We start from the raw sequence: 25,099 nt of genomic DNA, 5'->3' as shown, positions 1-25,099 counted from the left end.
GCCTTATGGGTACGACTCCTACCGGTCTCTTACGTTCCGTTACGGCCGGAACGCCCCCGGATGCGTCTGCTCCCGGACCGACACGAACTGCTGCCGCACCGCCTGCCCCACCGCCAGCTCCTCGCCGGGCTCCAGGACCTGCGCGGCCGCACCCTGCCAGACCGGCGGGGTACGCGGGTCGAGGCTGCCCTGCGACACACCGAGCGCCCAGGCCGCCTGCCGGGCGGCGCCGATCGCCGCGTAGTCCGCGGGCTGCGGTACGACGACCTGCACCCCGAACAGCGAGGGCGCCGCCGCCTGCACGGCCGACAGCTCGGCGACCGCCCCGAGCAGGAAGATCCGCCGCACCTCGACACCCCGCCCGCGCAGCACGTCGAGCGCGTCCGCGAGCCCGCACAGCATGCCCTCGAACGCCGCCCGCGCCAGATGCTCCGGCTTCATCGACTCCCGCCGAAGCCCCACCAGCGTCCCCGCGGTGTGCGGCAGGTGCGGCGTCCGCTCACCCTCCAGATACGGCAGCAGTACGAGCCCGTGCGCGCCCGGCGTCGACTTCATCGCCAGGTCGGACAGGCTCTCCAGGTCGGGCATGCCCAGGAGTTCGGCGGTGCCGCGCAGGGTGCGTACGGCGTTGAGGGTCGTGACGACCGGGAGGTGCATGCCGGTCGCGTCGGCCAGCGAGGTGATCATCCCGCTGCTGTCGACGAGCGCCTCGGGATGGACGGCCATCACGGACCCGGACGCGCCGAGCGACACCACGGCGTCGCCCAGTCCGATGCCGAGCCCGAAGGCGGCGGCCATGGTCTCGCCGGTCCCCGCGGAGATCAGGAGCCCCTCGGGAGTCGTACCGGCCGCTTCAGCGGGCCCGATCACCTCGGGCAGCATCGCCTGATGGCCGAGTGCCAGCTCGACGAGATCGCCGCGGTAGGTGCCGGTCGCCGCCGACCAGTAGCCCGTCCCGGAGGCACCGCCCCGATCTGTGGTCCTTCTCACGGGCCGGCCGAGCAGCTGCCACACCAGCCAGTCGTGCGCCTGCATCAGCACGGCGGCGCGTACGGCGTTCTCCGGCTCGGTCTTGGCCAGCCAGCGCAGCTTGGTCACCGGCTGCGCGGCCTGCGGCACACACCCCACGGCCTGCGCCCAGGCCTCGCGCCCGCCCAGCGCGTCGATCAGATCCGCCGCCGCGACCTGCGCCCGCTTGTCGCCGCCGACCATCGCCGGGCGCACAGTGTTGCCCTGCGCGTCGAGCGGGACCAATGCGTTCTGCTGCGCCGACACGCCGATGGCCTGCACACCTTCGAGCAGCCCACCGCCCGCCGCCTCGCCCAGGGACAGCAGCCAGGCCTGCGGATCGATGTCGGAGGGGCGGCCGCCGTCCGGCGATTCCACCGGGTGCGAGGCATACCCCTGCCTGAGCACGGCGCCTGTGTCCGTGTCGCAGACGACGATGCGAGTGAAATCGGGCGAACTGTCCAGCCCGGCGACTATCCCCATGGCCCAAATTGTGCCGTAGCGCTGCGCTGGCTTGGGCCGTGGGCGCCGTAGGGATGCGGGTCGTGTTTCGGGTGCGGGGTGTGTGGGGGCTGGTCGCGCCCACGCGGCGGAGCCGCAGATCGATACAGCCCGCGCCCCTGGCGGCGTTGCGGTGCCCGGCGCAGCAGAGGTGCTGTCATGTGTTGCTGGTGCCCCAGTCGTCCTCTGCGCCTCCGTTGTGGGCGCTGCGTTCGCGGAGGCTGCGGACTCGTTGGGCGACCGATTCCGGGACTCGGTCTCCGACCTTCTCGCTGACCGTGTGGTACGCCTTGCCCGCGAAGTGGCGGCCCTGCTGTGCCGCCGACTCGGCGGTGTTGCGGACCGCGGGGTTCTGGGCGAAGTCGCGAGCGGACTTCTTCAGCTGCTCGTAGCGCTCGCGTCCGGCGCGTGTCCCGAGGACGTAACCGACAGCGAGTCCGATCGCGAACGTGAGCCGGTAGCGCATGGCGGCCACCCTTCCCTTGCGTAGGTCCCTGGTGCGGCGTCGACGCCGGGGGGAACCGATTGGCGGAGCACCCCCCTGCTTGCGCTAATGTATGTGTCGCAGCGAGCGCACGCCCCCTGGCGAATACCCAGGTAGGTACGTTCGATGCAACGAGGCATTCCTCCGTAGCTCAATTGGCAGAGCAGCCGGCTGTTAACCGGCAGGTTACTGGTTCGAGTCCAGTCGGGGGAGCTCGGTCCTCCGTAGCTCAATTGGCAGAGCAGCCGGCTGTTAACCGGCAGGTTACTGGTTCGAGTCCAGTCGGGGGAGCATGCTGAACGAGGACCCCTCAGGGGTCCTTTTTCATGTCTGATCACCTGTCGTGGGAACCGTGCAGGTCGTGGCGGAGTCCTTCAGGGCAGGCGAAGTCGACCATACGAAGCAGGAGATCGTATGAGCGGCTATGCTGCGGCAGACGGCGCGCACACTTGTACGCGACACGCCGCTATGGGGCGGTAGCTCAGCCGGTTAGAGCAGCGGACTCATAATCCGTCGGCCGTGGGTTCGAGTCCCACCCGCCCCACCACTTGCTACGCGGGAAGAAACGATCCGACCTGCGCAAACGTCGCGACGGGGGTCACCACTCGAAAGTGGTGGCCCCCGTTCTGCTGTTCAGACCAAGATCCAGGGGACATACAGGGGACACGGGACCGGATCAGGGGACGCAGGGGCCATCACGCCGCCTTGCGGCGGCTGTTCGCAGGGCGGCGGGAGCGGCTCCGTGTCGTGGTCGGCAGGCCTGTCGGAAGCACCCAGGTGTCCAGGCTGGGGTCCTGCGAGCGGCTGACCGTGAAGCGCGTCAGCGAGAAGTCCGGCCGCTGCTCTTCGGAGTAGCGGTCGTTGAAGTTCTCGACGCGGACGAGTTCCAGGTTGTTCGCGGCGCAGTGATCGCGTATCCATCTGACGGCCGCGTTGGCGGCGTCGTCCTGGCTGTGGCCGGTGAGCGTGACCATGCCGAGGAGATCGGCATCGGGGCGGGTCTGTGCTCCGACGGCCCAGGTGCCGTCCGGCTGCCGTGCGCCGTGGGCGAGGAGGACCGCGAGGCCGTCCTGCCAGGTCTCCTCTGGGACCTCTAGCGGGGTGCGTATGTCGAAGGCGATGTCGCGGGGGACGACGGCCATGACCGATTCGGCCTCGGCCCGCATCATCTCGGGCAGCACGCTGGTGTAGGTGTCGGAGGTGATCTGACGGGAGGAGTGGCCGAGTTTCTCTTGGACCACCTTGATGTCGTTTCCGGCGAGCAGGGACAGGGTGGCGGCGAGGTGCCGAAGATCGTGGAGACGCACTGGAGGAAGTCCGGATAGCTCCACGAGGCGTGCGAAGCGGCGGCTTATCCAGTCGGGGTGCAATTCCTCGCCGTTTTCGCGGGTCCACACACGGCCGGTCTCCACGTAGGCCTGGCCCCACTCCTGTCGCTTGCGCTCTTGCTTGGCGCGGAAGCGGATCAGGTTGTCGCCGGATTCCAGGCTCAGTGAGAGGGTGCGAACGCTCTCGGCCTTTGGTGTCTCGCCGTACAACTGGTAGGCGACTTCGACGATCTGCTGTGAGATGCGCAGCCAGAGTGCGTCGGTGCTGACCTCGGTCCAGGGCAGCGCGGCCATCTCGCCGCGGCGGGGGCCGAGGAAGATGAACGAGTGCCACAGCTCGTAGAGCCAGTCGTTCTTGACGAAGTCGAGGAACTGGCCGGTGAGCTCGGGCGTCCAGACCATGACCGGTCCGGGCTTCTCTCCGGTGCGTTTCCAGTGTTCGACGCGTTCGGGCGTCCACACGAGCGGCTTTGGCCGGGTGGCGGGCGGTAGCTCGACGAGCTGGGCCCAGTTCTTGGCGAAGGCCTGCTCGCGCTTGATCCCCCAGGACAGGGCGGAGCTGAGGGTGTCGTTGATGCGGTGCATGGTGGCGGCGGACGTGATCTTTCGCAGGCCCTTCTTCCCTTCGCGGAGGGCTGCGTTGGCGTCGAGGAAGGCTCGGCGGGCGGCTCGGCGCTCTTCCCGCTTGGCGTAGCCGGCCTTCTTCACCCAGGCTTGGTGTGCGTCGTCGCGGTCTTTCTGGAGCTGATCGACGCGGAGGCGGTGAAGGATCCTCTCGGCGTTCTCCTTGTCGATGGCGTCGTACATGAGGTCGAGGTGGCGCACCTTGAGGTCGCGCCGCTTGATGTGTCCGAGGTGGGGGAGCAGGTAGTTGTTCAGGTGCTCTTCGTACCCGTGGCGGGTGGTGCGGGCGAGGGACTTCTTCGCCTTGATCCAGCGGAGGAAGTAGTCTGCGCACTTCTCGTGGGAGAGGACGTCGGTGCCGGCGCTGAGGGCGTCGTAGGTTTCCTTCGCCTTGGTTTGGGCCTCTGTCCGGGTGGCAAAGCCCCCGCGTCGGACCTTTCCGCTCTTGGCGCCCGGGCAGGGTTCGATTCTGAAGTAGAAGTACCACTTGCCGTGTCCCTTCCCGAGCTTCGGGCAGGTGAGCCCGATGTCCCCGATCTTCGGTGCTCCGTCGGCGCCGAGGACTGGTTGGCCGTCCTCGTCTGTGAGCTGTCCCTTGCACTGGCAGCGCCGGTAGTAGCTCGGCTCGAACATCCGATCCCTTGCGTTCGTGGTGGCCCGCTGTCGTTGTGTGCACGCATCGGTGCGTGTTGAGCGGGATCTGTTTCGATCTTGCTGGGGTTGTCGGACACTCATGTAAAGTCGCGTGCAAGTTGGCGCGGGGGAGATTGCGACCAACGAGATGGCTGCTCAGGACGCTGGCGGGCAGGCTTCAGCCGGAGTGATGGGTCTGGAGGAGCTGCTGGCTCTTCCTGCCACGGTCAATGTGGTGACTGCTGCGCGGGCGCTGGGGATTTCGCCGAACAAGGCGTACCAGCTGATCAAGGACGGGCAGTTCCCGGTCAGGACGCTGCTGCTGGGCAGCACGATGCGGGTCCCGACGGCGGGCTTGTGGAAGGTGCTCGGTGTAGAGCGTGATCGGCACGGGTGAGGCGCCTTTTCGATATGTTCACCTTTTTTGCAAAAAGGCGACCTATCTTCGCTAAGGTGGCTCACTACCAGGGGTCAGCAGGATCGGCGAAGGGGCGGAGTGGTGCCAAGGCTGTTCGGCTTTCAGGACATGGCGTATCGCCGCGTACGTGAGAGTGAGGCGGAGGGCATCCGGCTCGCTGCGTCGCGGCGCCTGCTTGAGCAGAGCTTTCCCGATATCTGCGAAGCGGTGAACGCTGGGGGCTGGCGCACGACACAAGGCAACCCCTTCAAACCGGATGTTTTGGCGAGGATCCTGCACCACCCGGCCATTGCCGGCCTGATGGAGAACGAGGACGGGGAACTGGTGGACAGCGGCGGTCCCCGGATCATCCCTGCCGAGGACTTCCTGACCATCCGCGCGATGCGTCAGACCGGCAGCCCGGACGGCAAGCCGGTTGTACAGCGTGACAACCTTCTCTCCGGACCGCTGGGCGTCTGCGGCATGTGCGCGACCACCCTGGTCAGCGCGCCTTCGAACGCGGGGAGCCGCGGCCACCGCTGTCCCCCCAGCACCGCGCAGCATCCTGGTGGGTGCGGCAAGGTCCGCATCAATGCTGAGCGGCTGGAGACCTACCTGGCTGAGAATGTGCTGGCGGAGCTGGCCAAGCCGGAGGTCAGTGCCCTGATCGGGCAGGTCCGTGACCGGTTGCTGGCTGAGGCGGCGGAGCTGCGCAAGCAGGTGGCTGCCTCGAAGCGTCGGCAGAAGAAGCTGGGCGAGGACTACGCGCGGTCGGGGATGTCGACGAAGGCGTTCAAGGCGGCCGACAAGGAGCTGACCGAGCAGATCCGCGGGGGCGCGGCCAAGGCGCGGTTCCTGGAACAGGTCAAGCACGTGCCGGTCGGTGATGTGGCGGATCTGGTGCGGTGGTGGAAGCACGCGCCGCTGGCCGCGAAGAGGGGCGTTCTGGTCCTCATGCTGGAGCAGGTGGCGGTGTACCCGGCGGCGTCCAGGGGCTCGCGCACCGTGGACGCCGACCGGGTGGCCTTGAAATGGCGGGTGTGGGACTCGGCGCCATCTACATCGGCGCCATCTACAGAAGAGCAATCCGCCTGACCGCTGTGTCCTTGGCGGCCCGGCCCGTTGCCGATCGGCCGCGCGGCAGGAAGACCCGCTTCGCGACCGTGGGCAACGTGATGCCCACGCAGACGAAGAACGCCGCCAGGGCGCCGGTCATGGGTACAACGTGTGTCTCCACAACAGACGGCCATGCCCATCCTGCGAGGTGGGCGATGGTCAGTCCGGTGCGGGTGCCGGCGTACGCCAGACCCAGCATGGTCCCCACGGCCGAGACGGCGAGACCTGCAGCTGCCATGCGCCAGCGCGGCCAGGCGGCATAAGCCAGGAGGAAGTACTGCAGGCTGACAGCGATGGTCATCACATCCAAGAAGCCGACGTGCGTCAGTACGAAGGCTGCCGCCATGCCGTCCCCATCGTGTGTGAAGAGCAGCTCGGCGGATGAGGCGCGGACGTACTGGAACTCCCAGACCTGCACGGCCATGACGCAGCAGTAGAAGACGATGTGGGCCACAACGGCTCTGCGCACGCCGATGGTTGGCAGCCACCAGCTCACCGTCACGAGCTGCATGCTGAGAATGGTCAGCCCGCTGGTCAGGGCGTTGAGCAGAGCGCCCGCACCAGCACGGCCGGTGATCTCGTCCACGGCTTCGGCGACGGGGGGAACCAGAAGGAAGGCGCTGAAGAAGGCGCCCGTACACAGCACGGTGCGGGCGCGGCGCGTGATGGGGTCCGGCTCCTGGGGTGAGGGGTGGGGAGCGGAGGTGAGGTAGGCGGCCGTGGCGAGTGCGATGAGCAGGGCGCTCGCGCTGAAGAGATGGGTGTTCAAGGGGTTCAGCGTCCTTCCAGGTCAGCCGCTGCCCTTTCAGCGGCTTCGCTCAGGCTCAAGCGGCGACGCGGGCGGCCTTCACGGGGTTGGTCGACGCCAGGGGGCGGTGGGGGGATCGCCGGGACGTCTTCGGGAAGTCCCGCATCCCGGCGCATCTTCCTGAGCATCGACGTGACTTCAACAAAGTCCTCTGCTTTGAGGTCCTTCATTAAGCGCAGCACCTCGCGCGCCGCGGGCTGCTCCCGGTACACGGTCAGTGCGGTGAGGTCGTCCCATTCCGGCCCGCATAGCAGGAACGCGGCCGGGGCGTCGAGTGCCCGCGAGAGTGCGGTGACGGTGGATGACCGGGGGTTGCAACTAGACCCGTTCAGAAGGCTGTTGACCTGACCATGGGAGACAACCGGTTTGCTGCGAGGGGACTCTGACGTCGCCTTTGCAACGTCATGGGCGCTGGGCGTGAACCCGTCCGGGTCTCGGCGCAGACGCAGCAACGTCATCAACTTCGCGCTCAGGCTCATGAGTTCGGGCGAACCCGAGGTGTCTGCCATGTCCCGCCCCCATCCCGGCATATGCCCAATGCATAGGTACTGCTTGACATTTAAGCTACATCGCAGGTCGGATGGGTTATACGGTTTGCTGGATAGTTTCCGTGAAGGAGTTGGGGAGGGCGGGGCGGACGCCGGGCCATCCCTCACGCCTGCGGCCAGGCGGGCATGCGCGGAAGCATCCAGTGGGCGGGGCGCGGCGACGTGCTTGCCGTTTACGGGAGGGATTTCATGTCCGAGCTGGACGAGCAACGGATAGCCGAGCTGGCCAAGAGGCCCCCGCGGGTAGTGCGGGGCGGGGCCAGCGCGAAGGCCCTCAAGGAGGTGCGCACGGTGCTGGAAGTGATGGCCATGATGCGCCGCGAGGAGCAGGACGGTACGTGCCAGGGGGCGGGGGAAGGTGACTGAGGAGGCTCACGCCACCCCTAGAGATAGGTGACATTTTTGATCTGCTCAGGTACGTTCTGGGCGTCGGACGGGTACAGCAGCCGCAGGACCCCGCTCCGGCGGCGTCGTACTGAACGACGCCCTTCCCTGCTCCTCGCGGGTGGCCGACCCCCCGCGCCCCACCCGCGAGGAGCGGCCGTGTCGGTGCGGCCAGTGGGGTGCGTGATGGGAGCGGAGCCCGCCACGGCGCAAGGCGCCGCGGCGGGCTCTCCTCGTTCCCGGGCAACCCTTCGCTGAATGCGGGAGTCGGGGCGAAGAATTCGGAATTCAATTCCTGAAATTAAAAAGAATTCCCACTTGCATTGGATGTGTATGCGATTAAGATATAAGTATAAGGAAAAAGGGAAAGCCCAAAAGACGGCTTTCCGATGAAATTGAAAGGCGCGGGAAAAATGTTCGCTAACCTCAAGATCTCCGAGATCGCCACCAACCCCGACCAGCCCCGTAAGTTCTTCGACGAGGCGAAGCTTGAGGAGCTGAAGGGCACCATCAAGGAGAACGGCCTCCTCCAGCCGGTCGTCGTCCGCCCGGTTGAGGGTGTCGAGGCGCCGTACATGCTGATCGCGGGCGAGCGTCGGCTGCGGGCCTGCACGGCCCTCGGCATGGATGTGATCGAGGCCAAGATCATCAAGAATGCCGCCGAGGAGCGGGCGTACGTCCTCGGTATCGCGGAGAACGTCGGCCGCGCGGACATGACGGTCATGGAGGAGGCCGGTGCGTATGCCGACCTCAAGGCGGCCGGCTGGAGCCCGGCCAAGATCGCCAAGCAGTTCGGCAAGACGGAGACCCACATCACCTGGCGTCTCGGCCTGCTCACCCTGCGGCCCGAGGTCGCCGAGATGGTCAACAAGGGCCAGATCAAGAACAACCTGGCCTGGCACATCGCCCAGCTCAGCCCCGCCAACCAGATGGTGGCCGCCATGCGCTACGTGCGCGGCGACTTCGACAGCGAGGCCGAGGCCCAGCACTTCGCCAACGGCCTCAAGATGACCGAGCAGCAGACCTCCCTCACCAACGAGAAGGCACCGTCGGCCGAGGAGCAGGAGAAGCGGAAGAAGGCCAAGGCAAAGACCCAGGACGGCCTCGGCAAGGCGGAAGAGGTCCTGATCCCCCTGCTGGAGGACCTGGCCGAGAAGAAGCCCGAGGACCTGGCCGTCATCCTCGGCGGCGACCTCGCCCGGCACCTGCGGGTTGTCACCCGCCTGCACGCCAAGGTCCAGATGGTGAAGAACATTCTCAGCAAGGCCCAGGGCATCCAGCGGGCCATGGAAGCCGAGTTCAACAAGGCGGCCGCTGAGGTGAAGCAGGAGGCGGCGGCGAAGAACACGGAGGAGGCTGAGCCCGAGACGGCCGAAAAGCCCGCCGAACCGCAGGCCACCGGGAAGGGCGAGGCCAAGGCAGCAGCCAAGGCACGGCCCACCGCCAAGCAGGCTGCAGCGAAGCCCGCGGCGCGGAATGTCGCCACCGCCAAGGCCCCGGCGCGGCGGACGCCCGCCAAGAAGGCCAGCGCGGCGAAGTAGGACGAGGGGCGCGGCGGAGGCCGCGCCCCGCTCCTCTCCGAGCAAAGAAGAGTGGGCGCGACCGAAATTCCGGGAGCGCCCGCTTTGTGTTGTGAATTTCCTCCGAATTTAATTCCAATAGAGCTGGGAATGTCATAAGATATAACCAAGAGTAAACGGAAAGGAATTCCAGTGGAGATTGAATTCCAGGGGAGTGTCTGGACTCTCACCTCGGATGACGAATACGCCAGCCCGCGTGGGCCGGTCGCACAGCTCACGCTGGAAGCGGTAAATGAGGCCAACAAGGCCCACAAGGAACGGCGACACCTGGACTGCGTGAACTGGACTCACACTGCCAACTGGCTACTGAACGGCTACTGGCATAACGATTCCGGCGAGGAGTCCGCGACCGAACGCGACGACTGAGCGCAAAGGAGGCACGGATCCGCGCCCCCTCCGCACCGGCACCCCGCGCCCGTGCGCGTGGCAGCCCGAGCCGGGCGTGCCGGACACACACGCTCCCTGCACACCCGGTGCCGCTGAGGTCCATCAGGGCCGGAACGGGCGGCATCGAAGAAATCCGGGCCCGCCGGCGGCGGCGCCAGCAAGCGCACCCGGCCGCCGAGCGGCACGAAAGGAACAGCTGAGTGCTCACCCTGTTCACCAACCGCTTTCAGGCATTCCAGCCCCTGCAAGGGGTGCCGGTACGGATCACCCTGGGCGGTGTCCGCTTCAAGCTCCCCTACTCCCTCACCCATGCGGTGCGGGAGCTCGCGCCACGTCGCGACTACCTCTCCGCGCCGAAGCCCGAGTTCACCCAGGCGTACCGGGCCGACCTCGACCAGCTCGGCCCCGAGCGGATCGCGGCGCTGCTCCATCAGATCGCGGTAACCGAGGGCGATCACCGCCTGGTCCTGCTCTGCTTCGAGGATCTGGCCAAGCCGGGAGTGTGGTGTCACCGCAGCGTGTTCGCCTCCTGGTGGAAGGAGCGCACGGGGGATGAGGTGCGGGAGCTGTCTCCGGGGGAGGGCGGCCACTACCGTCAGGGAACCTTGATGTGAACCTCGGAACCGCTCCCCATAGATAGGTGGCATTATTTCAAGGGGCTATGCGCTCCTCGTGTTAGGTTCCAGCACGGCGCCCGGCCCGGCATCCCGCCGAGGCCGGGCGTTGTCGTTTCCAGGAGGAGAGATGTTCCAGGGCACCATCCCAGGCCCCATGCGCTCGATCGTGCGGGAGACCGCCAGCCTGTGGCCACGCGGTCCGGTGTACGTCCCGTGCTGCGGGAACTTCACCATCGAACGCTCGTTGGCCGGCCTGGGCTTCGACCTCCACTCCTCCGACGTGTCGATCTACACCAGCGCGGTCGGCCGTTGGCTCACTCGGCAGCCGGTCGGCATCCAGCTCCGCAAGGACAGTGCAGACGAACTCGGCTGGCTCGCAGACTCCATGGACGACGGCGTCGGCACCGTGGCCACGCTCATGCTCGGCACACGGTTCCTCGCCAGCGTTGGACGCGAAGGGCTGTGGCACGAGCGGGTGGTGCGCTCCTACCGGGAGCAGTGGAAAGCCAAGCACGCGGAGACCGTGGAGCGGCTGTCCCGCTCGGACGTCGAACTGGCCTCGTACGAGATGGAAGACGTGCGCTCCTGGCTCCAGAAGGTCCCCGGTGACGCTCCCGTGTGCTCCTTCCCTCCCTTCTACGGCGGCGGATACGAGAAGCTGTACGAGCCGCTGGAAGCCCACTTCACCTGGGACGCGCCCCAGTACGAGCCGCTGTCCGACGACGACGTGGTCAGCGTGCTCGGTGCGATCACGGGCCGGCCGTACTGGCTGACAGCCTCCAACCACGATGTACCCGAGCTTCACTCCTACCTGCGCGGCGTGATCAAGGCGACGCCGCGTGCCGCTCCCTTCTACGTGTACGCCAGCGAGGCCCGGACGCGGATCGTCGCTCCGCGCCAACCGATCGAGCCGGTGAAGGCCCCGCGCCTGCGCGAAGGAGACGAACTGGTCGGCCCTCTCTCCCTGTCGTTGTTGAAACCCGGCCAGTTCAACGCGCTGCGCTCGCGATATCTGAACCCGAGGATCGCGCCCGGCGCGGCGAATCTGGCCGTTGCGGTCCGGGACGGCGGTGGGCGGCTGCTCGGGGTGTTCGCCATGGCACCCAGCACGTTCACGCCCGACGAGGTGTACGTGCTCTCGGACTTCGCGGTCGCGCCGACCGCCTATCCGCGGTTGTCGAAGCTGATCGTGCTCGCGGCCACCTCCGGCGAGGCGCAGTTGCTGTGCCAGCGGGCGTTCTCGCGGCGGATCCGGCGGGTGGCGACGACGGCGTTCAGCAACAACCCGGTGTCGATGAAGTACCGCGGGCTGCTGCGGTTGAACAAGCGCAGCCCGTCGAACGAGGACGGCTGGAAGTTCCAGCTCCAGTACCAGGGGGCCATGGGCCAGCACACGCTGGCCGAGGCCTTGGATATGTGGGTGAAGCGGTGGGGCGCCCCGGCTACGAAGACGGGAGTCTGATCATGGAGGACACCAGCCGCCTCGCCCCGCCGCAGATGGTGCAGGGCGATCCGCGCACGCTGACGCTTCTCGACGTCAACGCCAGGTTTTTGCCGCACGAGCAGTTCCGGCAGCTCGTCGCGAACATCGAGCGCGACGGCTGTCTGACCTCGACGCCTCTGGTGTGGAACGACACCGAAACCAGGCGGCTCGTTGTGCTGTCAGGCAACCACCGAACGCTCGCCGCGATCGAGGCCGGCCTGTCAGAAATCTGGTGGATGCAGATCGACGAGCCACTGCCCCGGCAGCGGCAGATCGCGCTCCAGCTCTCCCACAACGCGATCGCTGGGCAGGACGATCCGGCGATCCTCAAGGAGCTGTACGACGAGCTGGAGTCGGTGGAGTGGCGCCAGTACACGGGCCTGGACGACAAGGCGTTGGATCTGCTGGAGAAGGTGGACGTCGCCTCCCTGGGTGAGGCGAACCTCGACTTCGCCAGCGTGCAGTTCATGTTCCTGCCCGAAGAGCTGGAGCGCGCGGAGGCCGCCTTCGACGCGGCCCGGTCGACGGCGACCGCGGACCAGCGATGGGTGGCCGGGCTGGAGCAGTACGAGCCGGTACTAGATGCGCTGGAGACCTCCCGGGCTGCGTACAAGATCGGCAACAGCGCGACGGCGCTCGGCGTGATCCTCGCCGTGTTCGAGAGACATGTGGGCGAGCTGGCCGAGGGCTGGTTCGACGCGTACTCCGGGGAGGCGACCCGGGCGGGGACTGCGCCGCTGGAGTCGGTTTTCGGTGTGCGGGAGATCCCGGTGGAAACCGCGGCCGCCATACGAGCAGTGATGGACCGCATGGTGCAGGAGGGCACCGTACCGGAGAACGAGCCCTGGCAAGCTCTCGGCGTTCTGGCTGGCAACTCAAAGTGGGTCTAAGAGCCCTGCCCCACGGCCACGGCATGGCTGGGACTATCCCCGTAGGTGCGGGGAGCAGGCCACGCACGGCGTGCCGACGAGCGCCGCCCTGGGACCATCCTCGCGTGTGCGGGGAGCAGGACACCAACACCATCACTCTGGACCTGTCCCCACAGGCGAGCGTCACCACTCTGGCAACGTGCAGCCTTTCTGTGCCAGTCGGAGGTGTGACGCGTTCGTGCTGCCCTCGAACCTGCCCCAGCTTCTGCTCTTCTCCGACCATCTCGAACGCCTCCAGTTGCGGCTGTCGCCTCAGCTCTTCCACACGCTCTGGGGACAGAGCCGCGTCAACGTCACCGAAGCGATCAAGGCCCGCACCGGCGCAGAGATCGCTCAGGCCCGCCGCCAGATCGCCGAAGGCAAGGCGGCCTTGCCTCTTCCCCTCTCGGCGCACGTGGATTTCGACGCATGACCAGCCGCTTGCCGCTCGCCCTGCCCGTCTCGGTCTTCCGGGACGACGAGCCCGTCATCCAGTCCCCCCCGGTCCTGGAAGGCGGCTGTCCGCCGCTGTTCGGCAATACCGGACAAAGAACAACCTCTGGCGGGAGGCCGGCGTCAGCCGGGCCACCATGAACCGCGCCACCGACGTGCTCCCTGACTAGGACGACCACATCGGCCAGAGCCCGGCAAGTCTCCTCGACCAACGGCAAACGCAGGAGATCGCTGATCTTCGCCGCCAACTCAAGAACAACCGGCAAGAGCGACAGCAACTCCAGGACCAGGTCGACGCAGCCGCTACCGTCATCGCCGTCTTGCTCGCGGAGAACACAGCCCTGCGCGAGCAGGCCATCAATCAATCGGCTGTCATCATCCGCCTAGACCGCACCCACCTCATTTCTGAGTGAAGACCCGTTGCTCAAGACCGGCAGCAGCGCACTGGTCAGCCACGGCACACAGGCGACTCCGAAACAGACCGATGGCATGCTGAAGCAGACGGAGATCACAGCAGAGGGCATGACCCGCCACTACCCCAGGAGTGCCAGAGCCCAGCCGAGGTACCCGCGAGGCCCTCACAGGGGCCAGCCGGAGGGTGAGTTCGTCGAGGTGGACCTGCATGCTTGAGTGCGAGTACGTCGTTTCTCGTTCTGCCGCACCATACTCGGATCACGAGGGAGAAGGTCCGCAACGCGAGCGGTCCCACCATCGCATGGCGGCCTGACCGCCGGGCCGGGCCCTATTTCCGCAGGAGGCGGGGGAGGATTCCGAGCGCAGTGGCGAGCAGGATCCCGCGCCCACAAGAACGGTGAAGGAGAAGCCGTGGACGAAGGCGTCGCGGGCGGTATGGGCGAGGGCATTGCCTTCAGGTCCGAGGTGTTGGGCGGTGGCCAGCGCCCCGGCGGCGGAATCGTGGGCTGTCTCCGCGTATGGCGGGGGTAGTCGACGGGCCGCGTCGCCAACGTGATTCGTGTAGGTGCCGGTGGCCAGGGTGCTGAACAGGGCGATGCCCAAGGCAATCCCTAGCTCGCGGGTTGCGTCGTTGACCGCGGGCAGCTGACCTCGGCAACTCCGAGAACCCCGACGGAGTCAAGCTCAGTCCCGCAGGGTGAACGCGGTGGACAGGACCTTCCACGCCACGGCGGGATGGAAGAGCACGGCGGGGGAAGCCACCATGTTCACCACCCGCACGAACCTCGTCCAAACGGCCGCGTCCTTGACCGCGACATGGAAGAGCCTGGTGTTGTACCAGTGCGCGAACCTCGCTCCAACGGGCTGACGGTCCGGGTTCCACATCAGGTCCGAATTGGTGGAGAGCGTCCACGGGCCGAGCAGCAGCCGGCCGACCCGCTTCTGGTAGCCGCGGGCCAGCCCGTCCAGCTGCTTCCCGGAGGTTCTGTGGCGCGCCAGCATCCGGTGCAGCAGCTCGGCCTCCATCGCGGCCACGGTCAGGCCCTGGCCGTAGACGGGATTGAAGACGCAGACCGCGTCCCCGACAGCGATCAGCCGGTCCGGCCAGTTCTTGACGGCGTGATAGGGCCGCCACTGGTTGTCGACGTTGGTGTAGCGATAGGTGGACTCCTGGGCCGTGCGGCGCCCGATCTGCTGGGCCAGGCGCGGGTTGTCCAGGCTCTCGGCGAACTGCAGGTAGCCGGTGTCGTCGGTGGGCGGCTGGTCCTGGAAGCCGAACAGCGAGCAGGTCCACCGGTTGCGCTCCACGGCCAGCAGGACCCCGGCCCGGGGCACACGGGGGGCGAACAGCATCTGGTACGCGACGTAGAAGTCCGGGTGGCTCGGGTGGTCCTCCTCCGGGCGGTCGAAGTTCATCGACGTGTAGGTGACCTTCGCCTTCACGGTCCGTTTCGGGGGGACCGTGACGCCGGCCGCGTGCAGCCAGTCCTCCAGTGCGCTGGACCGGCCGGAGGCGTCAACGACCAGATCGGCGGGCAGATCGATCGCTTCCGCGCCCTGCTGCCGGCACGTCACCCCGGTCACTCGCCCCGAGGCGTCCCGGGTCAGGCCCGAGACCTGCGTGGCGGACATCAGTGTGACCTCGGCCCGGGCAAGGACCTTGCGCCGCAGTCGGCGCTCCAGTTCGTCACGGGTGAACGACTGGATCTGCACCCCCGTCCGTCCCCGGGGCACCAGTCCGGTCGGCAGCAGGAAGTCGATCCCCTCCCCGTAGTCGAACACCGGCGCACCGGCTTCCCGTAGCTCCTCCCGCAGCCCGGGAAAGAGCCGCTGGAGGATTTCGCCGCCCTTGGCCAGCATCGCGTGCGCGTGATAGCCCTGCGGCGCGCCCGGATGGGCGCCGGTGTCCTCGTCGATGGCATCCCGCTCCACGAGGACGACGTGCGCGAAGAAGTCGGCGAGCACCCGCGCGGTCACCAGCCCCGCGTAACTCCCGCCGATGACCACGGCCTTGTCCCAGGGGCGGTTCGTCTTCATCTCGGCTCCCATGCTTGTCGAGGGCGGGGCGGATCACGGGGATCAACCCCTGGACACTGATCATTGCGATACGGCCGTCAACTGGTCACCGGCGCGATCACCGGAGCTCGAAGCACCTGCGGCACACCAAAGCCGCGCTCCCGCTCCTGGGCGCAAGGTGCTTCCTGGACTGGGCGGGGCTCGGCCCGGCCCCGGGCCGGGGGGTCCGGGGCCGAGCGCCGTCGTCAGGTCAGATGCGGTCGGCGACGATCAGGAGGTAGTGGAAGCTGCCCTCCTTGTATGCGGTGAGGAAGGGGTCCTCGACGCCGGTGGCCACCGAGGACTGCGCGCGCAGTTCCCAGTACGGGATGGTGTCCGGGGTCAGGTCGATGACCTGGATGGGGACGAGGTTGTTGGCGGCGAGGGCCTTGAAGTACTCGCTGCGGGGGTGGATGTTGCAGGTGTAGTGCTCGTCGATCTTGCTGACGGCCTTGGAGCGCAGGCCGGTGACGTCGTTGGAGCAGCCGGTGATGCACACGTAGCGGCCGCCGTACTCCAGCAGGCGGGAGAACTCGGCGAACAGGTCGAAGAGATCGACGTACATCGTCGTCTCGTTGGTCCAGATCGAGCGGCGCGAGCCGGTGTCCAGGCGGGTGTCGAGCATGTTGCGGAAGTGGAAGCGGACCTTGTCGGCCACGCCCCGCTTTTCCGCCTGGCCGTTGGCGAAGGCGACCTGCTGCTCGGAGATGCTCACGCCGTCGACGTGGCAGCCGAAGCGGGCATTGGCCATGATGCTGGTGCCGCCGCGGCCGGAGCCGGCGTCCAGCAGGCGGTCGGCGGGCTTGATGGCGCCGAGGTGGTCGAGGAGGACCTCGGCCTGGGCGGTCTCCAGGCGGTGCATCTCCTCGATGATGCGCTGCTCGCGGGTCTCGGCCGGACCGGCCAGGACGGAGGGGTCGTACTCGCCGAGGCCGTAGTGGTGGTGGTAGAGGCCGTCGACCTCACCGAGGCGGATGTTGACCGGGTCCTTCTCGGCGTTCCAGTACGCGGCAACCGACTTCTGGTAGTCGGTGCGCAGGACGTCGCCCATGGCGATGTCCTCCATCTGCGTCGAAATGCGGGACATGAGTCGTGCAGGTCCTTACTCGTTGTGGGTGGAACACAGGCCGGGCGTGAACGGGTCTGTGGTCAGGCGGCGTTCGCCTCGTCGCCGTGGTAGCGGGCGCTGTTGGCGTGCCACTCCCGGTTGCCGCCCAGCCAGGCCCAGGTACCGGCCAGGAAGCGGCGCAGTTCCGGGGAGCCGGTCAGGGCGAGGGCGGCGGCCTCGGCCTCGAAGGTGTGCATCAGCTCGTTGTGGATGTCGACCGTGCGGTCCACGGCCTCCTGAAGCGAGCAGTCGTCCTCGGCGACGATCAGCCTCGGCAGGCTGAAGTCCGTCGGGTCCTCCTTGCCCATGGAGTAGAGGTCGTTGACGATCACGCTGGCGGTGCCGGCCAGGGTGAACGCGCGGCGGACCCGGGGATCGGCGAACTCGCCGTACGGCAGCTCGTAACCGGCGACCGCGTCGATGAGCACCATGCACGGAATGAAGCTGTTCTCGTGCCGGTGCATCAGGAACTCCCACACCGGCGGGGTCTGTTCCTTGGTGTGCCAGACCCCTTCCTGGCCGTAGGCGACGAACATGATGCCCAGCTCGTGGCGCAGTCGGCGTACCTGTGAGGTCGTCGCGTACGAGTGGAGGTTGCGCAGGCTGTCCCGCAGGGCCCGGCACACCGGGTCCGCCGTGACGACCTCTTCCAACTGGCCCGCGTACGCGAGCGGGAGGTTGGCCTGGTCGATCACCGAGTGGGCGATGGCGAGTCGCTGGCCGAGCAGGTCGTGCCGGGCCTCCTCCACCTCGCCGTCCACGTAGTGGTCGTCCACCGCCCACTCCGACAGGGCGCACTTGGCCGCTGCCAGAAGCCGGTCGGGGTCGTCGGACTCCGGGTGCGCGAGCATGATCAGCCGGCCGAAGTCGGCCTTGCGGATCTTGTCGAGCTGGCCGGGATAGATCCCGATCTCCTCGGCCCAGGTGACGAGGCGTTCGGTGACGGTGTCCCCGAGAGCGCGGTCGTCGCGGACGGCGGGCGGGCAGTGGAGCCGGGGTGCGGGATCCGCCGGTGCCGATCGACGGTGAGGTCGGGGAGCCGGGACCGGGCGGGTCGCGGACGTGCCCAGGCCGGTGGGGCCGGTGGGCAGGGCGGGCATGGCCTGCGGTGTGGCCGATGGGGGCGGGAGGGGAAGCGTGGGGGAGGCGACACCTGTCGCGCCGCTCGTCGTGGTGCGGATTCCGGCCGTGCCCGGGCCGGAGGAGATCCGTGCCGCCGACGTACCCAACCCGGTGGGGGCCAAGGGCAGTCGCGGGCCGCTCGTCGCCTTCGCGGGCGACGGCGACCGTGGCTCGGCCGACGCACCCTCCGCCAGCAGCGCCCGCACCAGCCCCGCCACGTCGTGACCCGCTGAGGGCGCGGTGATCCGGGAGATCAGCGACACCGCCGTCAGCTCCCGTTCGTGCGGGTGACCTGCACGTTCTCCAGGATCCCGAGGGCGTCGGGCACCAGTACGGCCGCGGAGTAGTAGTTGCTGACCAGGTAGGAGATGATCGCCTGCTCGCTGATGCCCATGAAGCGCACGTTCAGGCCGGGTTCGACCTCGTCCGGGATCCCGGTCTGGTACAGGCCGATCACGCCCTGGTCGTCCTCGCCGGTGCGCATCGCGATGATCGACGAGGTGCCCTGCTTGCTGATCGGGATCTTGCTGCACGGCAGCAGCGGCACCCCGCGCCAGGCGGGCAGGTGGTTGCCGTGCAGTTCGACCCCGCCGAAGTAGATGCCCCGCTTGTTGCACTCGCGGCCGAACGCGGCGATGGCCTTCGGGTGGGCGAGGAAGCAGCGGGTCTTGCGCCGCATGGCCAGCAGCTCGTCCAGGTCGTCCGGGCTCGGCGGGCCCGAGAAGGTGGAGATGCGCTGGTCGAAGTCGGCGTTGTGCAGCATGCCGAACTCCTTGTTGTTGACCAGTTCGTGCTCCTGCCGCTCGCGCAGCGCCTCGATGGTCAGCCGCAGCTGCTGCTGCGTCTGGTTCATCGGCTCGTTGTAGAGGTCGGCGACCCGGCTGTGCACCCGCAGTACCGTCTGCGCCACGCTCAACTCGTACTCACGCGGCTTGAGTTCGTAGTCCGCGAAGGTCTGCGGCAGCGTCTCCTCACCGATGTGGCCCGAGCTCATCGCGATCTCGGCCTCGCCGGCCTTGTTCATCTTCCGGTGGCCGTTGGAGCTGATCATCTGCATATGCGCGCGCAGCTTCTCGTGCCGCTCGGCGATCGCCTTGTACGCCGTCACCGGTAGCGCGAGGATCGTCGTGGCGGTCAGCGTACGCGCCGTGAACTCCCACTTCTGGCCGTGATCGGCCAGCGCCTGCCCGCCGAAGGCGTCCCCGTCGGCCAGCAGCCCGACGACCGACTCGTCGCCGTAGGGGCCCTCGACGATCTTCTCCACCTTGCCGTGCGCGACCAGGTACACGTGGTCGGCCTTGCGGCCGGCCTGCACGATGACCTGGCCCGGCTCGTACTCCTTCTGCACGAACTTCTCGGCCAGCGCGCCGAGCGCGTCGTCGTCGGTGAAGCCGCGCAGCGGCGGCAGCTCGCCGAGCTCGGCCGGCACGACCTGGACCTTCGAGCCGGTCTTCACGAACGAGACCCGGCCGTCACCCAGGGTGTACGACAGGCGGCGGTTGACCCGGTAGGTCGCGCCCGGCACGTTCACCCAGGGCAGCATCCGGGTCAGCCAGCGCGAGCTGATCCCCTGCATCTGGGGCTCGGACTTGGTCGTCGTGGCCAGATTGCGCGCTGCCGTAGTGCTGAGGCTCTGCTGCTCCTGCTGTTGCGCCGCCTCGGGGTCCGCCGGGGCTGTCCGGGTCTCGACCGACATCACATACCTCTTCCTAATCGCACGGGTGACCGACGTGTCGACCGTCAGTGTCGTCACGCTCCGTGCACAGAACTATCAGGAATCTGTCACGGTGAGTAATCGACCTGGGTGGCGCGTGAGGGCGTTGCTCGCACTGAAATGCGCCCCCCACGCCCCCTCATCGGTCAAACTTGCTGTTCAGAGGACACGTGCGTCAGCCTGAGAGTGACACCGGCAGGTCAGCACAAGGTGACAGGCACGGCGATCGTGTGACGCCGTCACGAACACCGCAAGCCCGCACCGCAGTCAAACGGCCCGGGCCATCGTGCGTCCCGATCACGCCGCGGACGCTCAGACGTGGCCGCTGCTGTACCTGCCACGCCGCGCGGTCGACAACTGTCACGCACTGCACGCGGCGTTCGCCCGCCACTTCGACGTCTCCGTCCACTGCGCGCTCCAAGCCCGTTACGTGCCGGGAGTCCTCCACGCCCTACGGGCAACCCGGAGTCGGCATCGAGATCACGAGCGACCTCGAATGGCGGCCGACCCGCTGCCTGGGCTTCACCGGTCAGCGGATCATCGCCGACAGTGTCGCCTGGCCTCCCGGTCACCTCCGGCAACCGCTGACCGCGCGGAAGGTGCTACTCGGAGTGGATGGCGCAGAAGAGCTGGAGCCTACCGAGTGGCAAGCACGGCGCCTGGGTGGGCGGCCTGCGGTGGCCTTGACGCCGTTCATCGGCCCCTCGACATGGGCCACTTGGCCCCGCCTGGACGGCGAGCGCCGGGTGACGTTTTGAAGCGGCCCCATTTGCCGCCTGCCTGCGGCTGCAGCCACGGGGCGGGGCCACCACGGACCCTCATCGAACACCCGTTGGCGCAGGAGCATCCCGGCAGAACCGAGCCCAAGGTGCCCGGCGTTCAGGCAGGACCTGGTGCGGACGGCCTGCGGCCGGAGCTGAAGGGCGGTACCGCCTCTGCACCGCCGGTCTGGTGGCCGTCTAGAGCTGTGGGCATGGTGATGGCCGGGCGGCCGTTCTCGGCGAGGACCACGACGGTGTCGTCCTCGCTCAGGGTCAGTGGCGCGGTCTTGGCGGGATTGAGGAAGATGCCGTAGTTCGGAGGTTCCTCGCTGTGCCGCGCGATCCGGTAGCCGATTGCTGTCTCTCCCTGTTGCCGGGCCGCCTCGATGACGGTCGCGAAGTTCGCTGGCGTTTCCGCAAAGAGGTAGTTGGTGGCCGGCTTGAGGTAGATCTCCGATCCCGCCGGATCGAAGAGATCGGTGAACACGGCGTGGAGGTGGCGGTCCTCGACAAGCTGGGTCAGCAGGAGGCTGATTATCTTGGTGCTGACGATGAAGTCGTCCGCCTTGGTGACCTGGGCGATCTCGCGGTTGGCGTCATTGTTCATCTCGGTGACGATCGAGTACGGACTGTCGTACCTAACGGCGATGTCGCGCAGGTGAAGCAGCGTCACCAAGGTGTGTGCATCGGCCCATTCGGGGTCGATGTCGTCATCGGTCAGGACGATGATGTTGCGGTAGCCGTCCAGTCCCAAGGACTCCAGCGACGGCCGGAGTGTGGGGTCGCAGGGTTTGTAGCCGACTGTGAGTTTCTCCACGTGCTGCTGGAGGTCGCACTCGGGGCGTTGGGCCGCCGCGATGTCGATCAGCGATCCGGGCTCCACCAGGCAGTCCAGCAACGTGATGATCTTTGCCGAACGGGAGTTCCAGCCGATCATGAGGGTGCGGTCGGGTGTCGGAGGCCGGCCGGGGGCGGAGGTGATCGCCGAGCCGACGATCGCGGGCCGGGCGTCTGCCAGCCGGATGAGCAGGTCGTCCTCGGCCAGGACGAGCACCTCGTCATCGCGGGCGATGACCGTGTCCATCGGCGGATTGACCAGGGACTCACCGTCCTTCCTGCGCAGTCCGACCGGAATGCCGAGGTCGAATCTGTTGAGCGCCTCCCCGTACGTGGAGCCGGCCAGCCTGGTCACGGGGTAGGGATACAACTCGTTGCCGACGAAGCTGAGCATTTCGTTGAAGACGGTGGACAGGCCCGTCTGCCGGTGCGACTGCACGATGAGGCGTACTGCGATGTCGTCGACGTCGATCACCAGGGCGTCCTCGCCTGCGGCGAGGCGGGCCGCCGCCAGATTGGGCGACCGGTGCACGGCCGCAACGATGTTCGGACGCGGGCCGCTCCACGACCGGTTGTTCAGGAGCAGCAACGTCTTGATGACATCGGTGTCCCCGTCGTCCCCGCCGGGCGGCAGAATCATGACGGACTTGGCCGCGTCCAGACTCACCAGTTCCAGATCCGCCCGCTGAAGTGGGCTGCCGCACCGGCAGATCACCCGCGTGCGTCTGGTGTCGGGGATCCGTCTGCGGATCTCGTCCTCCATCTCCACCTTGTCGCGCTCGGTGAGGATCACGACACACGAACGCCGCTCGCTCTGGTTGGCCTCGACCAACTCAGCGATCACCGTGAAGACTTGCTCCGACCAGCCGAGCACGACGGTGTGCCCACGCTCGATCAGCCGGGACTTGCCCCGCCGCAGTTCGTGGATCCGGGCCTCCAGACCGGCGGTCAGCACACTGATGAGTGCGCTGACGATGAAGATCCCGCCGACGGTCGCGGCCAGCATGAGGCCGAGGAACAGCGGACCCCCGGTGTCCCCGCCCATCGTGCCGGGATCGAGCGTACGCAGCAGGCTCATCCAGGCCACGCCCAGCCAGCCGCCGTTCCTCTCGGTGTCCTCGTCGGTGAGCGCGACCACACCGGACGTCACCAGGACGATCAACACGGCGGAGGCCAGGCCCAGCCAGCCGATCAATGCCTGCGTCCCCCGGTCCATCGTCCCGTCGAACCAGTACCGCAATCGCTCCCGCAGCCTCACGCGCACCGCCGAAGACCTTCCCTCCGCTGCCGGTGGCCCTCCCCCGAGCAACGGCATTCCTACCGTCGACGCGATCACTTAATCGCCAGGACACAGGGGGTACAGGGGATCGAGGGGGCGCAGAGGTGCACACAGCAAGCGGACAGGCGGGATGGCTCCCCGCGCCTTCGCCTCTCATCTTGGCTCGGACGCGTAAATAGCGATCATCTGGGACAACTACTTGTTGCGGGTAGGGATGTTGATGGAGCAGTCGCAGACGATCCACTTCGTTGCCCGGTCCTCGGCTTGCCAGTTCAGCGAGGTGCTCGATATCGGCAAGCGGCATGCCGGATTCGCGGAGGTTGACGCAGACCCGCATCCACTCGGCATCGCCGGAGCTGTAGCGCCGTCGGCCGCCCGATGCGCTGGACCGGTCCGACGAGCAGGCCCTCCGCGCCCGTAGAAGCGCAGGGCGGTGCATCCCGCTCATCGAAGCCGAGCTGGCCGGGGTGGCGTGCCGCGACGTTTGTAAGAATGCGGAGTCGGCCGGTGGTGCGGATCAGGTCCTCGAACGGCATCGGGTAGGGGCGGCAGATCCCAGGTGAGCACCGCCCGCGCCTGGAGGGGGGACATCTCGTCGACCTGGATACGGTGCGTGCCAGGTGCCAGGTGCCAGGTGCCAGGTGCCAGGTGCCAGGTGCCAGGTGCCAGGAGGTCGGGATTGCGGGTGGTGACCAGCCGGACGCAGTGCCGGCCTCCGTGCAGGAACGGGGTGAGCTGCTCGCTCTCCCACCCATCGTCGAGGAGGAGCAGGGTGCGCGGCCGTGCGTCGAGGAGCCGCCCGAGGTGGGCGCCGGCCAGGTCAGGATCGTCGAATTCGGCGGTGTCACCGGTGATGAACCGGGTGACCTCGGCGACCTTCGCGGCGACAGCGGCCCGCCCGCGGACGTCCCGGCCGATGGTGACGGGATAGACGCGCTGGCGGAACCGGCGCCGCACCGACCGGTCCGCGCACACGGCGGTGGCGAGTGTGGTCTTGCCGAAGCCGCCCGCCCCCCCACAGGGAAGTGGTGATGCCAACTGCACGGCCATCACGGCACACCGCTCCAACCGTTGCCCGGGTCTGCTCCCGGTCCACGAACCAGCCCGGCACGGCTGCGGGCGGCGGGGGCGGCGGATCGTCCGAAGCCGCCGGTACACGCTCTTGTATCCACACCGTGGCACACGCCGCCACCAGCGCGAGTCCGGCCAGCGCGCCGGTCCATGGCCACGGATGCTTCCGCAGCTCATCCAGCAGTCCGGGCCACCGATCACCGGATGTGGCGGCGTTTCCTGCCAGCGCCAGACCGACCGCCAGCACCGCACCCATGCCAGCCAGCGACACCAAGCTCACGAACCGAACGCGCACCCGAACCCCCGACGACGGCCACTCGCTCGGACCATAGTGACAGGCCATCACCTCAGCAGCGGAACATCCGACAACGGTGCCCGGCGAAGCGCATCTTGGCGGATCAGCTACGGCCAGACTGGCTTCCCATCGGAGAAGACGGCACTAGCAGGCACCCCGCATAACTGAACCCCACCGCCGTCGAGCCGCGGGGCGTTTCGTTTCTCCGGTATGACCTTTCCACCCACAAGGGCGGCGCTCCGAGGAAACTGCTGATCACGCCCCCGGGAGCGGGGCTATCAACGGCACATGATCAATGCTGTCCTGCGCGGTCTCACGGCCGCCGCCCTCGCCGTCCTGCCTCTCACCGTCGTAACTCCCGCCCATGCCGCGGAGACCATGCTCCTTACGGAAGCCGTCGCCCGCCTGCCCGTGGCTACTGAGTCCCGTGACGGCTACGACCGCAACAAGTTCCGCCACTGGAACAGTGGCGACGCCCCGGCCGACGGCTGCAACACCCGCGCCGAGGTCCTCCTCCATGAGGCGGTCGCCCCGCCCGCCGTCGGGCCGGGCTGCCGGCTGACCGGCGGGAGTTGGTTCTCGTATTACGACAACACTGTCGTGACGTCGGCGTCCGGGCTCGACATCGACCACATGGTGCCCCTCGCCGAATCCTGGGACAGCGGAGCCTCCGCCTGGACCGCGCAGCGCCGGGAGGCGTATGCCAACGACCAGGGCGCCGAACAGTCGCTCGTCGCCGTCACCGCCCGCTCCAACCGCAGCAAGGCCGACCAGGACCCCGCGCAGTGGCTGCCGCCCGCCGCCGATGCGCACTGCCGATACGTCGGCGAGTGGGTGGGCACGAAACTCCGCTGGGGCCTGGCCGTCGACGACGCCGAGCTGGCCGCGCTGGAGGGGGTGGCTTCGGGTTGTCCGGGCCAGACGGTGACGTACGATCCCGCCCCCTGAACAAGGAAACGGGCCCGCCGCGAATGCGGCGGGCCCAGCCAGTGCATGGTGCCTCAGCCGCATACGCAACGCATGCTGTGACGCCGAAGTGTCCGCCGTCTGAGTCCATGGGAACCGGGCAATGCGTGGGGCCCGCCTGCGCAGCGCCCCCCGCCGGGCGCCCGCGCCGGGGCCCCGCGGCGGGGGACAACCCGCGAACACCCCCCAACAGGGGGGGGGGTGTAGTGAAACCCAAC

General features: G+C 67.8%; 22 protein-coding genes, 3 tRNA genes and 1 pseudogene. 14 read left to right on the top strand and 12 right to left on the bottom strand.

Annotated features, from left to right (window positions below):
* Positions 1 to 39: 39 nt before the first annotated feature.
* Together ACFWYS_RS29680 and ACFWYS_RS29675 are read right to left on the bottom strand one after the other, a co-directional pair.
* A complete protein-coding gene (locus tag ACFWYS_RS29680; protein WP_384775433.1) occupies positions 40 to 1,491 on the bottom strand; it encodes an FGGY-family carbohydrate kinase in 1,452 nt (483 codons plus the stop codon).
* A 175-nt stretch (positions 1,492 to 1,666) separates the two neighbouring features.
* Positions 1,667 to 1,975 (bottom strand): YtxH domain-containing protein, encoded by a 309-nt coding sequence (locus ACFWYS_RS29675; RefSeq protein WP_384775430.1) that lies wholly within the window; start codon positions 1,973 to 1,975, stop codon positions 1,667 to 1,669.
* Between the two features lie 158 nt (positions 1,976 to 2,133).
* On the opposite strand from ACFWYS_RS29675, the gene ACFWYS_RS29670 reads away from it, so the two are divergent.
* From ACFWYS_RS29670 to ACFWYS_RS29660, 3 genes are all read left to right on the top strand, one after another.
* Positions 2,134 to 2,206 (top strand) — tRNA-Asn (locus ACFWYS_RS29670).
* A gap of 5 nt (positions 2,207 to 2,211) precedes the next feature.
* Positions 2,212 to 2,284, top strand: a tRNA-Asn gene (locus ACFWYS_RS29665).
* A gap of 179 nt (positions 2,285 to 2,463) precedes the next feature.
* Positions 2,464 to 2,540 (top strand) — tRNA-Ile (locus tag ACFWYS_RS29660).
* Between the two features lie 148 nt (positions 2,541 to 2,688).
* Here ACFWYS_RS29660 and ACFWYS_RS29655 read toward each other — a convergent pair.
* A complete protein-coding gene (locus ACFWYS_RS29655; RefSeq protein ID WP_384775427.1) occupies positions 2,689 to 4,578 on the bottom strand; it encodes a tyrosine-type recombinase/integrase in 1,890 nt (629 codons plus the stop codon).
* 148 nt (positions 4,579 to 4,726) lie between these two features.
* Between ACFWYS_RS29655 and ACFWYS_RS29650 the strand changes: the two genes are divergently transcribed.
* Positions 4,727 to 4,975 (top strand): DNA-binding protein, encoded by a 249-nt coding sequence (locus tag ACFWYS_RS29650; RefSeq protein WP_384775425.1) that lies wholly within the window; start codon positions 4,727 to 4,729, stop codon positions 4,973 to 4,975.
* Positions 4,976 to 5,077: 102 nt separating this feature from the next.
* A complete protein-coding gene (locus ACFWYS_RS29645) occupies positions 5,078 to 6,070 on the top strand; it encodes a recombinase family protein (protein ID WP_384775422.1) in 993 nt (330 codons plus the stop codon).
* Here ACFWYS_RS29645 and ACFWYS_RS29640 read toward each other — a convergent pair.
* Positions 6,048 to 6,860: a hypothetical protein gene (locus tag ACFWYS_RS29640; protein ID WP_384775420.1), complete on the bottom strand. Its 813-nt coding sequence runs from the start codon at positions 6,858 to 6,860 to the stop codon at positions 6,048 to 6,050. The genes ACFWYS_RS29645 and ACFWYS_RS29640 overlap by 23 nt on opposite strands.
* 5 nt (positions 6,861 to 6,865) lie before the next feature.
* Positions 6,866 to 7,408 (bottom strand): hypothetical protein, encoded by a 543-nt coding sequence (locus ACFWYS_RS29635; RefSeq protein ID WP_384775417.1) that lies wholly within the window; start codon positions 7,406 to 7,408, stop codon positions 6,866 to 6,868.
* A 228-nt stretch (positions 7,409 to 7,636) separates the two neighbouring features.
* Here ACFWYS_RS29635 and ACFWYS_RS29630 point away from each other — a divergent pair, with 228 nt between their 5' ends.
* The 7 genes from ACFWYS_RS29630 (at position 7,637) to ACFWYS_RS29600 (ending at position 13,239) form a co-directional block, all read left to right on the top strand.
* Complete coding sequence (locus ACFWYS_RS29630; protein WP_384775415.1) at positions 7,637 to 7,813, top strand: hypothetical protein; 177 nt, start codon at positions 7,637 to 7,639, stop codon at positions 7,811 to 7,813.
* A 431-nt stretch (positions 7,814 to 8,244) separates the two neighbouring features.
* On the top strand, positions 8,245 to 9,372 hold the full coding sequence (locus ACFWYS_RS29625) for a ParB/RepB/Spo0J family partition protein (RefSeq protein ID WP_384775412.1): 1,128 nt from the start codon (positions 8,245 to 8,247) through the stop codon (positions 9,370 to 9,372).
* A 171-nt stretch (positions 9,373 to 9,543) separates the two neighbouring features.
* Positions 9,544 to 9,777 carry a hypothetical protein gene (locus ACFWYS_RS29620; protein ID WP_384775409.1) on the top strand — a complete coding sequence of 78 codons (234 nt, stop codon included), beginning with the start codon at positions 9,544 to 9,546 and terminating at the stop codon, positions 9,775 to 9,777.
* A 221-nt stretch (positions 9,778 to 9,998) separates the two neighbouring features.
* Positions 9,999 to 10,412, top strand: a complete 414-nt coding sequence (locus ACFWYS_RS29615) for a hypothetical protein (RefSeq protein WP_384775407.1) — start codon at positions 9,999 to 10,001, stop codon at positions 10,410 to 10,412.
* A 130-nt stretch (positions 10,413 to 10,542) separates the two neighbouring features.
* Complete coding sequence (locus tag ACFWYS_RS29610; RefSeq protein WP_384775404.1) at positions 10,543 to 11,877, top strand: hypothetical protein; 1,335 nt, start codon at positions 10,543 to 10,545, stop codon at positions 11,875 to 11,877.
* 2 nt (positions 11,878 to 11,879) lie between these two features.
* Positions 11,880 to 12,788, top strand: a complete 909-nt coding sequence (locus ACFWYS_RS29605; RefSeq protein WP_384775401.1) for a ParB N-terminal domain-containing protein — start codon at positions 11,880 to 11,882, stop codon at positions 12,786 to 12,788.
* Positions 12,789 to 13,005: 217 nt separating this feature from the next.
* The gene (locus tag ACFWYS_RS29600; RefSeq protein WP_384775399.1) at positions 13,006 to 13,239 is read left to right on the top strand and encodes a hypothetical protein; all 234 of its coding nucleotides are present in this window, start codon (positions 13,006 to 13,008) and stop codon (positions 13,237 to 13,239) included.
* 1,118 nt (positions 13,240 to 14,357) lie between these two features.
* Here the strand turns inward: ACFWYS_RS29600 and ACFWYS_RS29595 are convergent.
* The 3 genes from ACFWYS_RS29595 to ACFWYS_RS29585 form a co-directional block, all read right to left on the bottom strand.
* The gene (locus ACFWYS_RS29595) at positions 14,358 to 15,710 is read right to left on the bottom strand and encodes an FAD-dependent oxidoreductase (protein ID WP_384775396.1); all 1,353 of its coding nucleotides are present in this window, start codon (positions 15,708 to 15,710) and stop codon (positions 14,358 to 14,360) included.
* A 229-nt stretch (positions 15,711 to 15,939) separates the two neighbouring features.
* Positions 15,940 to 16,815, bottom strand: coding sequence for a geranyl diphosphate 2-C-methyltransferase (locus tag ACFWYS_RS29590; RefSeq protein WP_384775393.1), 876 nt, complete (start codon positions 16,813 to 16,815; stop codon positions 15,940 to 15,942).
* 62 nt (positions 16,816 to 16,877) lie between these two features.
* Positions 16,878 to 18,065: a family 2 encapsulin nanocompartment cargo protein terpene cyclase gene (locus ACFWYS_RS29585; protein WP_384775638.1), complete on the bottom strand. Its 1,188-nt coding sequence runs from the start codon at positions 18,063 to 18,065 to the stop codon at positions 16,878 to 16,880.
* Here ACFWYS_RS29585 and ACFWYS_RS29580 point away from each other — a divergent pair.
* Positions 17,974 to 18,183, top strand: coding sequence for a hypothetical protein (locus tag ACFWYS_RS29580; protein ID WP_384775642.1), 210 nt, complete (start codon positions 17,974 to 17,976; stop codon positions 18,181 to 18,183). The genes ACFWYS_RS29585 and ACFWYS_RS29580 overlap by 92 nt on opposite strands.
* Before the next feature lie 43 nt (positions 18,184 to 18,226).
* Here the strand turns inward: ACFWYS_RS29580 and ACFWYS_RS29575 are convergent, their stop codons facing one another.
* The 4 genes and pseudogenes from ACFWYS_RS29575 to ACFWYS_RS29560 all read right to left on the bottom strand — a co-directional run bounded on the left by ACFWYS_RS29575 (position 18,227) and on the right by ACFWYS_RS29560 (position 23,599).
* The gene (locus tag ACFWYS_RS29575; protein WP_384775390.1) at positions 18,227 to 19,654 is read right to left on the bottom strand and encodes a family 2B encapsulin nanocompartment shell protein; all 1,428 of its coding nucleotides are present in this window, start codon (positions 19,652 to 19,654) and stop codon (positions 18,227 to 18,229) included.
* 897 nt (positions 19,655 to 20,551) lie between these two features.
* On the bottom strand, positions 20,552 to 22,534 hold the full coding sequence (locus ACFWYS_RS29570; RefSeq protein ID WP_384775387.1) for a potassium transporter TrkA: 1,983 nt from the start codon (positions 22,532 to 22,534) through the stop codon (positions 20,552 to 20,554).
* Positions 22,535 to 22,763: 229 nt separating this feature from the next.
* A pseudogene (locus tag ACFWYS_RS29565) lies at positions 22,764 to 22,978 on the bottom strand (MerR family transcriptional regulator); the annotation flags it as partial.
* A 15-nt stretch (positions 22,979 to 22,993) separates the two neighbouring features.
* On the bottom strand, positions 22,994 to 23,599 hold the full coding sequence (locus ACFWYS_RS29560; RefSeq protein ID WP_384775384.1) for an NB-ARC domain-containing protein: 606 nt from the start codon (positions 23,597 to 23,599) through the stop codon (positions 22,994 to 22,996).
* Positions 23,600 to 24,203: 604 nt separating this feature from the next.
* On the opposite strand from ACFWYS_RS29560, the gene ACFWYS_RS29555 reads away from it, so the two are divergent.
* Complete coding sequence (locus tag ACFWYS_RS29555) at positions 24,204 to 24,863, top strand: HNH endonuclease family protein (protein WP_384775382.1); 660 nt, start codon at positions 24,204 to 24,206, stop codon at positions 24,861 to 24,863.
* Positions 24,864 to 25,099: the final 236 nt, after the last annotated feature.

The organism is Streptomyces sp. NPDC059010 (assembly GCF_042740355.1).
In the GTDB taxonomy this organism is placed as follows: domain Bacteria; phylum Actinomycetota; class Actinomycetes; order Streptomycetales; family Streptomycetaceae; genus Streptomyces.
Note: the sequence above shows the minus strand (reverse complement) of the source record. Positions and strands in the feature narration are given on the sequence as shown.

What these genes read in the sequence shown, in the direction of transcription:
- ACFWYS_RS29680 (WP_384775433.1), bottom strand. Translation starts at nt 1,491, where the DNA reads ATGGGGATAGTCGCCGGGCTGGACAGTTCGCCCGATTTCACTCGCATC.
- ACFWYS_RS29675 (WP_384775430.1), bottom strand. Translation starts at nt 1,975, where the DNA reads ATGCGCTACCGGCTCACGTTCGCGATCGGACTCGCTGTCGGTTACGTC.
- ACFWYS_RS29655 (WP_384775427.1), bottom strand. Translation starts at nt 4,578, where the DNA reads ATGTTCGAGCCGAGCTACTACCGGCGCTGCCAGTGCAAGGGACAGCTC.
- ACFWYS_RS29650 (WP_384775425.1), top strand. Translation starts at nt 4,727, where the DNA reads ATGGCTGCTCAGGACGCTGGCGGGCAGGCTTCAGCCGGAGTGATGGGT.
- ACFWYS_RS29635 (WP_384775417.1), bottom strand. Translation starts at nt 7,408, where the DNA reads ATGGCAGACACCTCGGGTTCGCCCGAACTCATGAGCCTGAGCGCGAAG.
- ACFWYS_RS29630 (WP_384775415.1), top strand. Translation starts at nt 7,637, where the DNA reads ATGTCCGAGCTGGACGAGCAACGGATAGCCGAGCTGGCCAAGAGGCCC.
- ACFWYS_RS29625 (WP_384775412.1), top strand. Translation starts at nt 8,245, where the DNA reads ATGTTCGCTAACCTCAAGATCTCCGAGATCGCCACCAACCCCGACCAG.
- ACFWYS_RS29610 (WP_384775404.1), top strand. Translation starts at nt 10,543, where the DNA reads ATGTTCCAGGGCACCATCCCAGGCCCCATGCGCTCGATCGTGCGGGAG.
- ACFWYS_RS29605 (WP_384775401.1), top strand. Translation starts at nt 11,880, where the DNA reads ATGGAGGACACCAGCCGCCTCGCCCCGCCGCAGATGGTGCAGGGCGAT.
- ACFWYS_RS29595 (WP_384775396.1), bottom strand. Translation starts at nt 15,710, where the DNA reads ATGAAGACGAACCGCCCCTGGGACAAGGCCGTGGTCATCGGCGGGAGT.
- ACFWYS_RS29590 (WP_384775393.1), bottom strand. Translation starts at nt 16,815, where the DNA reads ATGTCCCGCATTTCGACGCAGATGGAGGACATCGCCATGGGCGACGTC.
- ACFWYS_RS29575 (WP_384775390.1), bottom strand. Translation starts at nt 19,654, where the DNA reads ATGTCGGTCGAGACCCGGACAGCCCCGGCGGACCCCGAGGCGGCGCAA.
- ACFWYS_RS29560 (WP_384775384.1), bottom strand. Translation starts at nt 23,599, where the DNA reads ATGGCCGTGCAGTTGGCATCACCACTTCCCTGTGGGGGGGCGGGCGGC.
- ACFWYS_RS29555 (WP_384775382.1), top strand. Translation starts at nt 24,204, where the DNA reads ATGATCAATGCTGTCCTGCGCGGTCTCACGGCCGCCGCCCTCGCCGTC.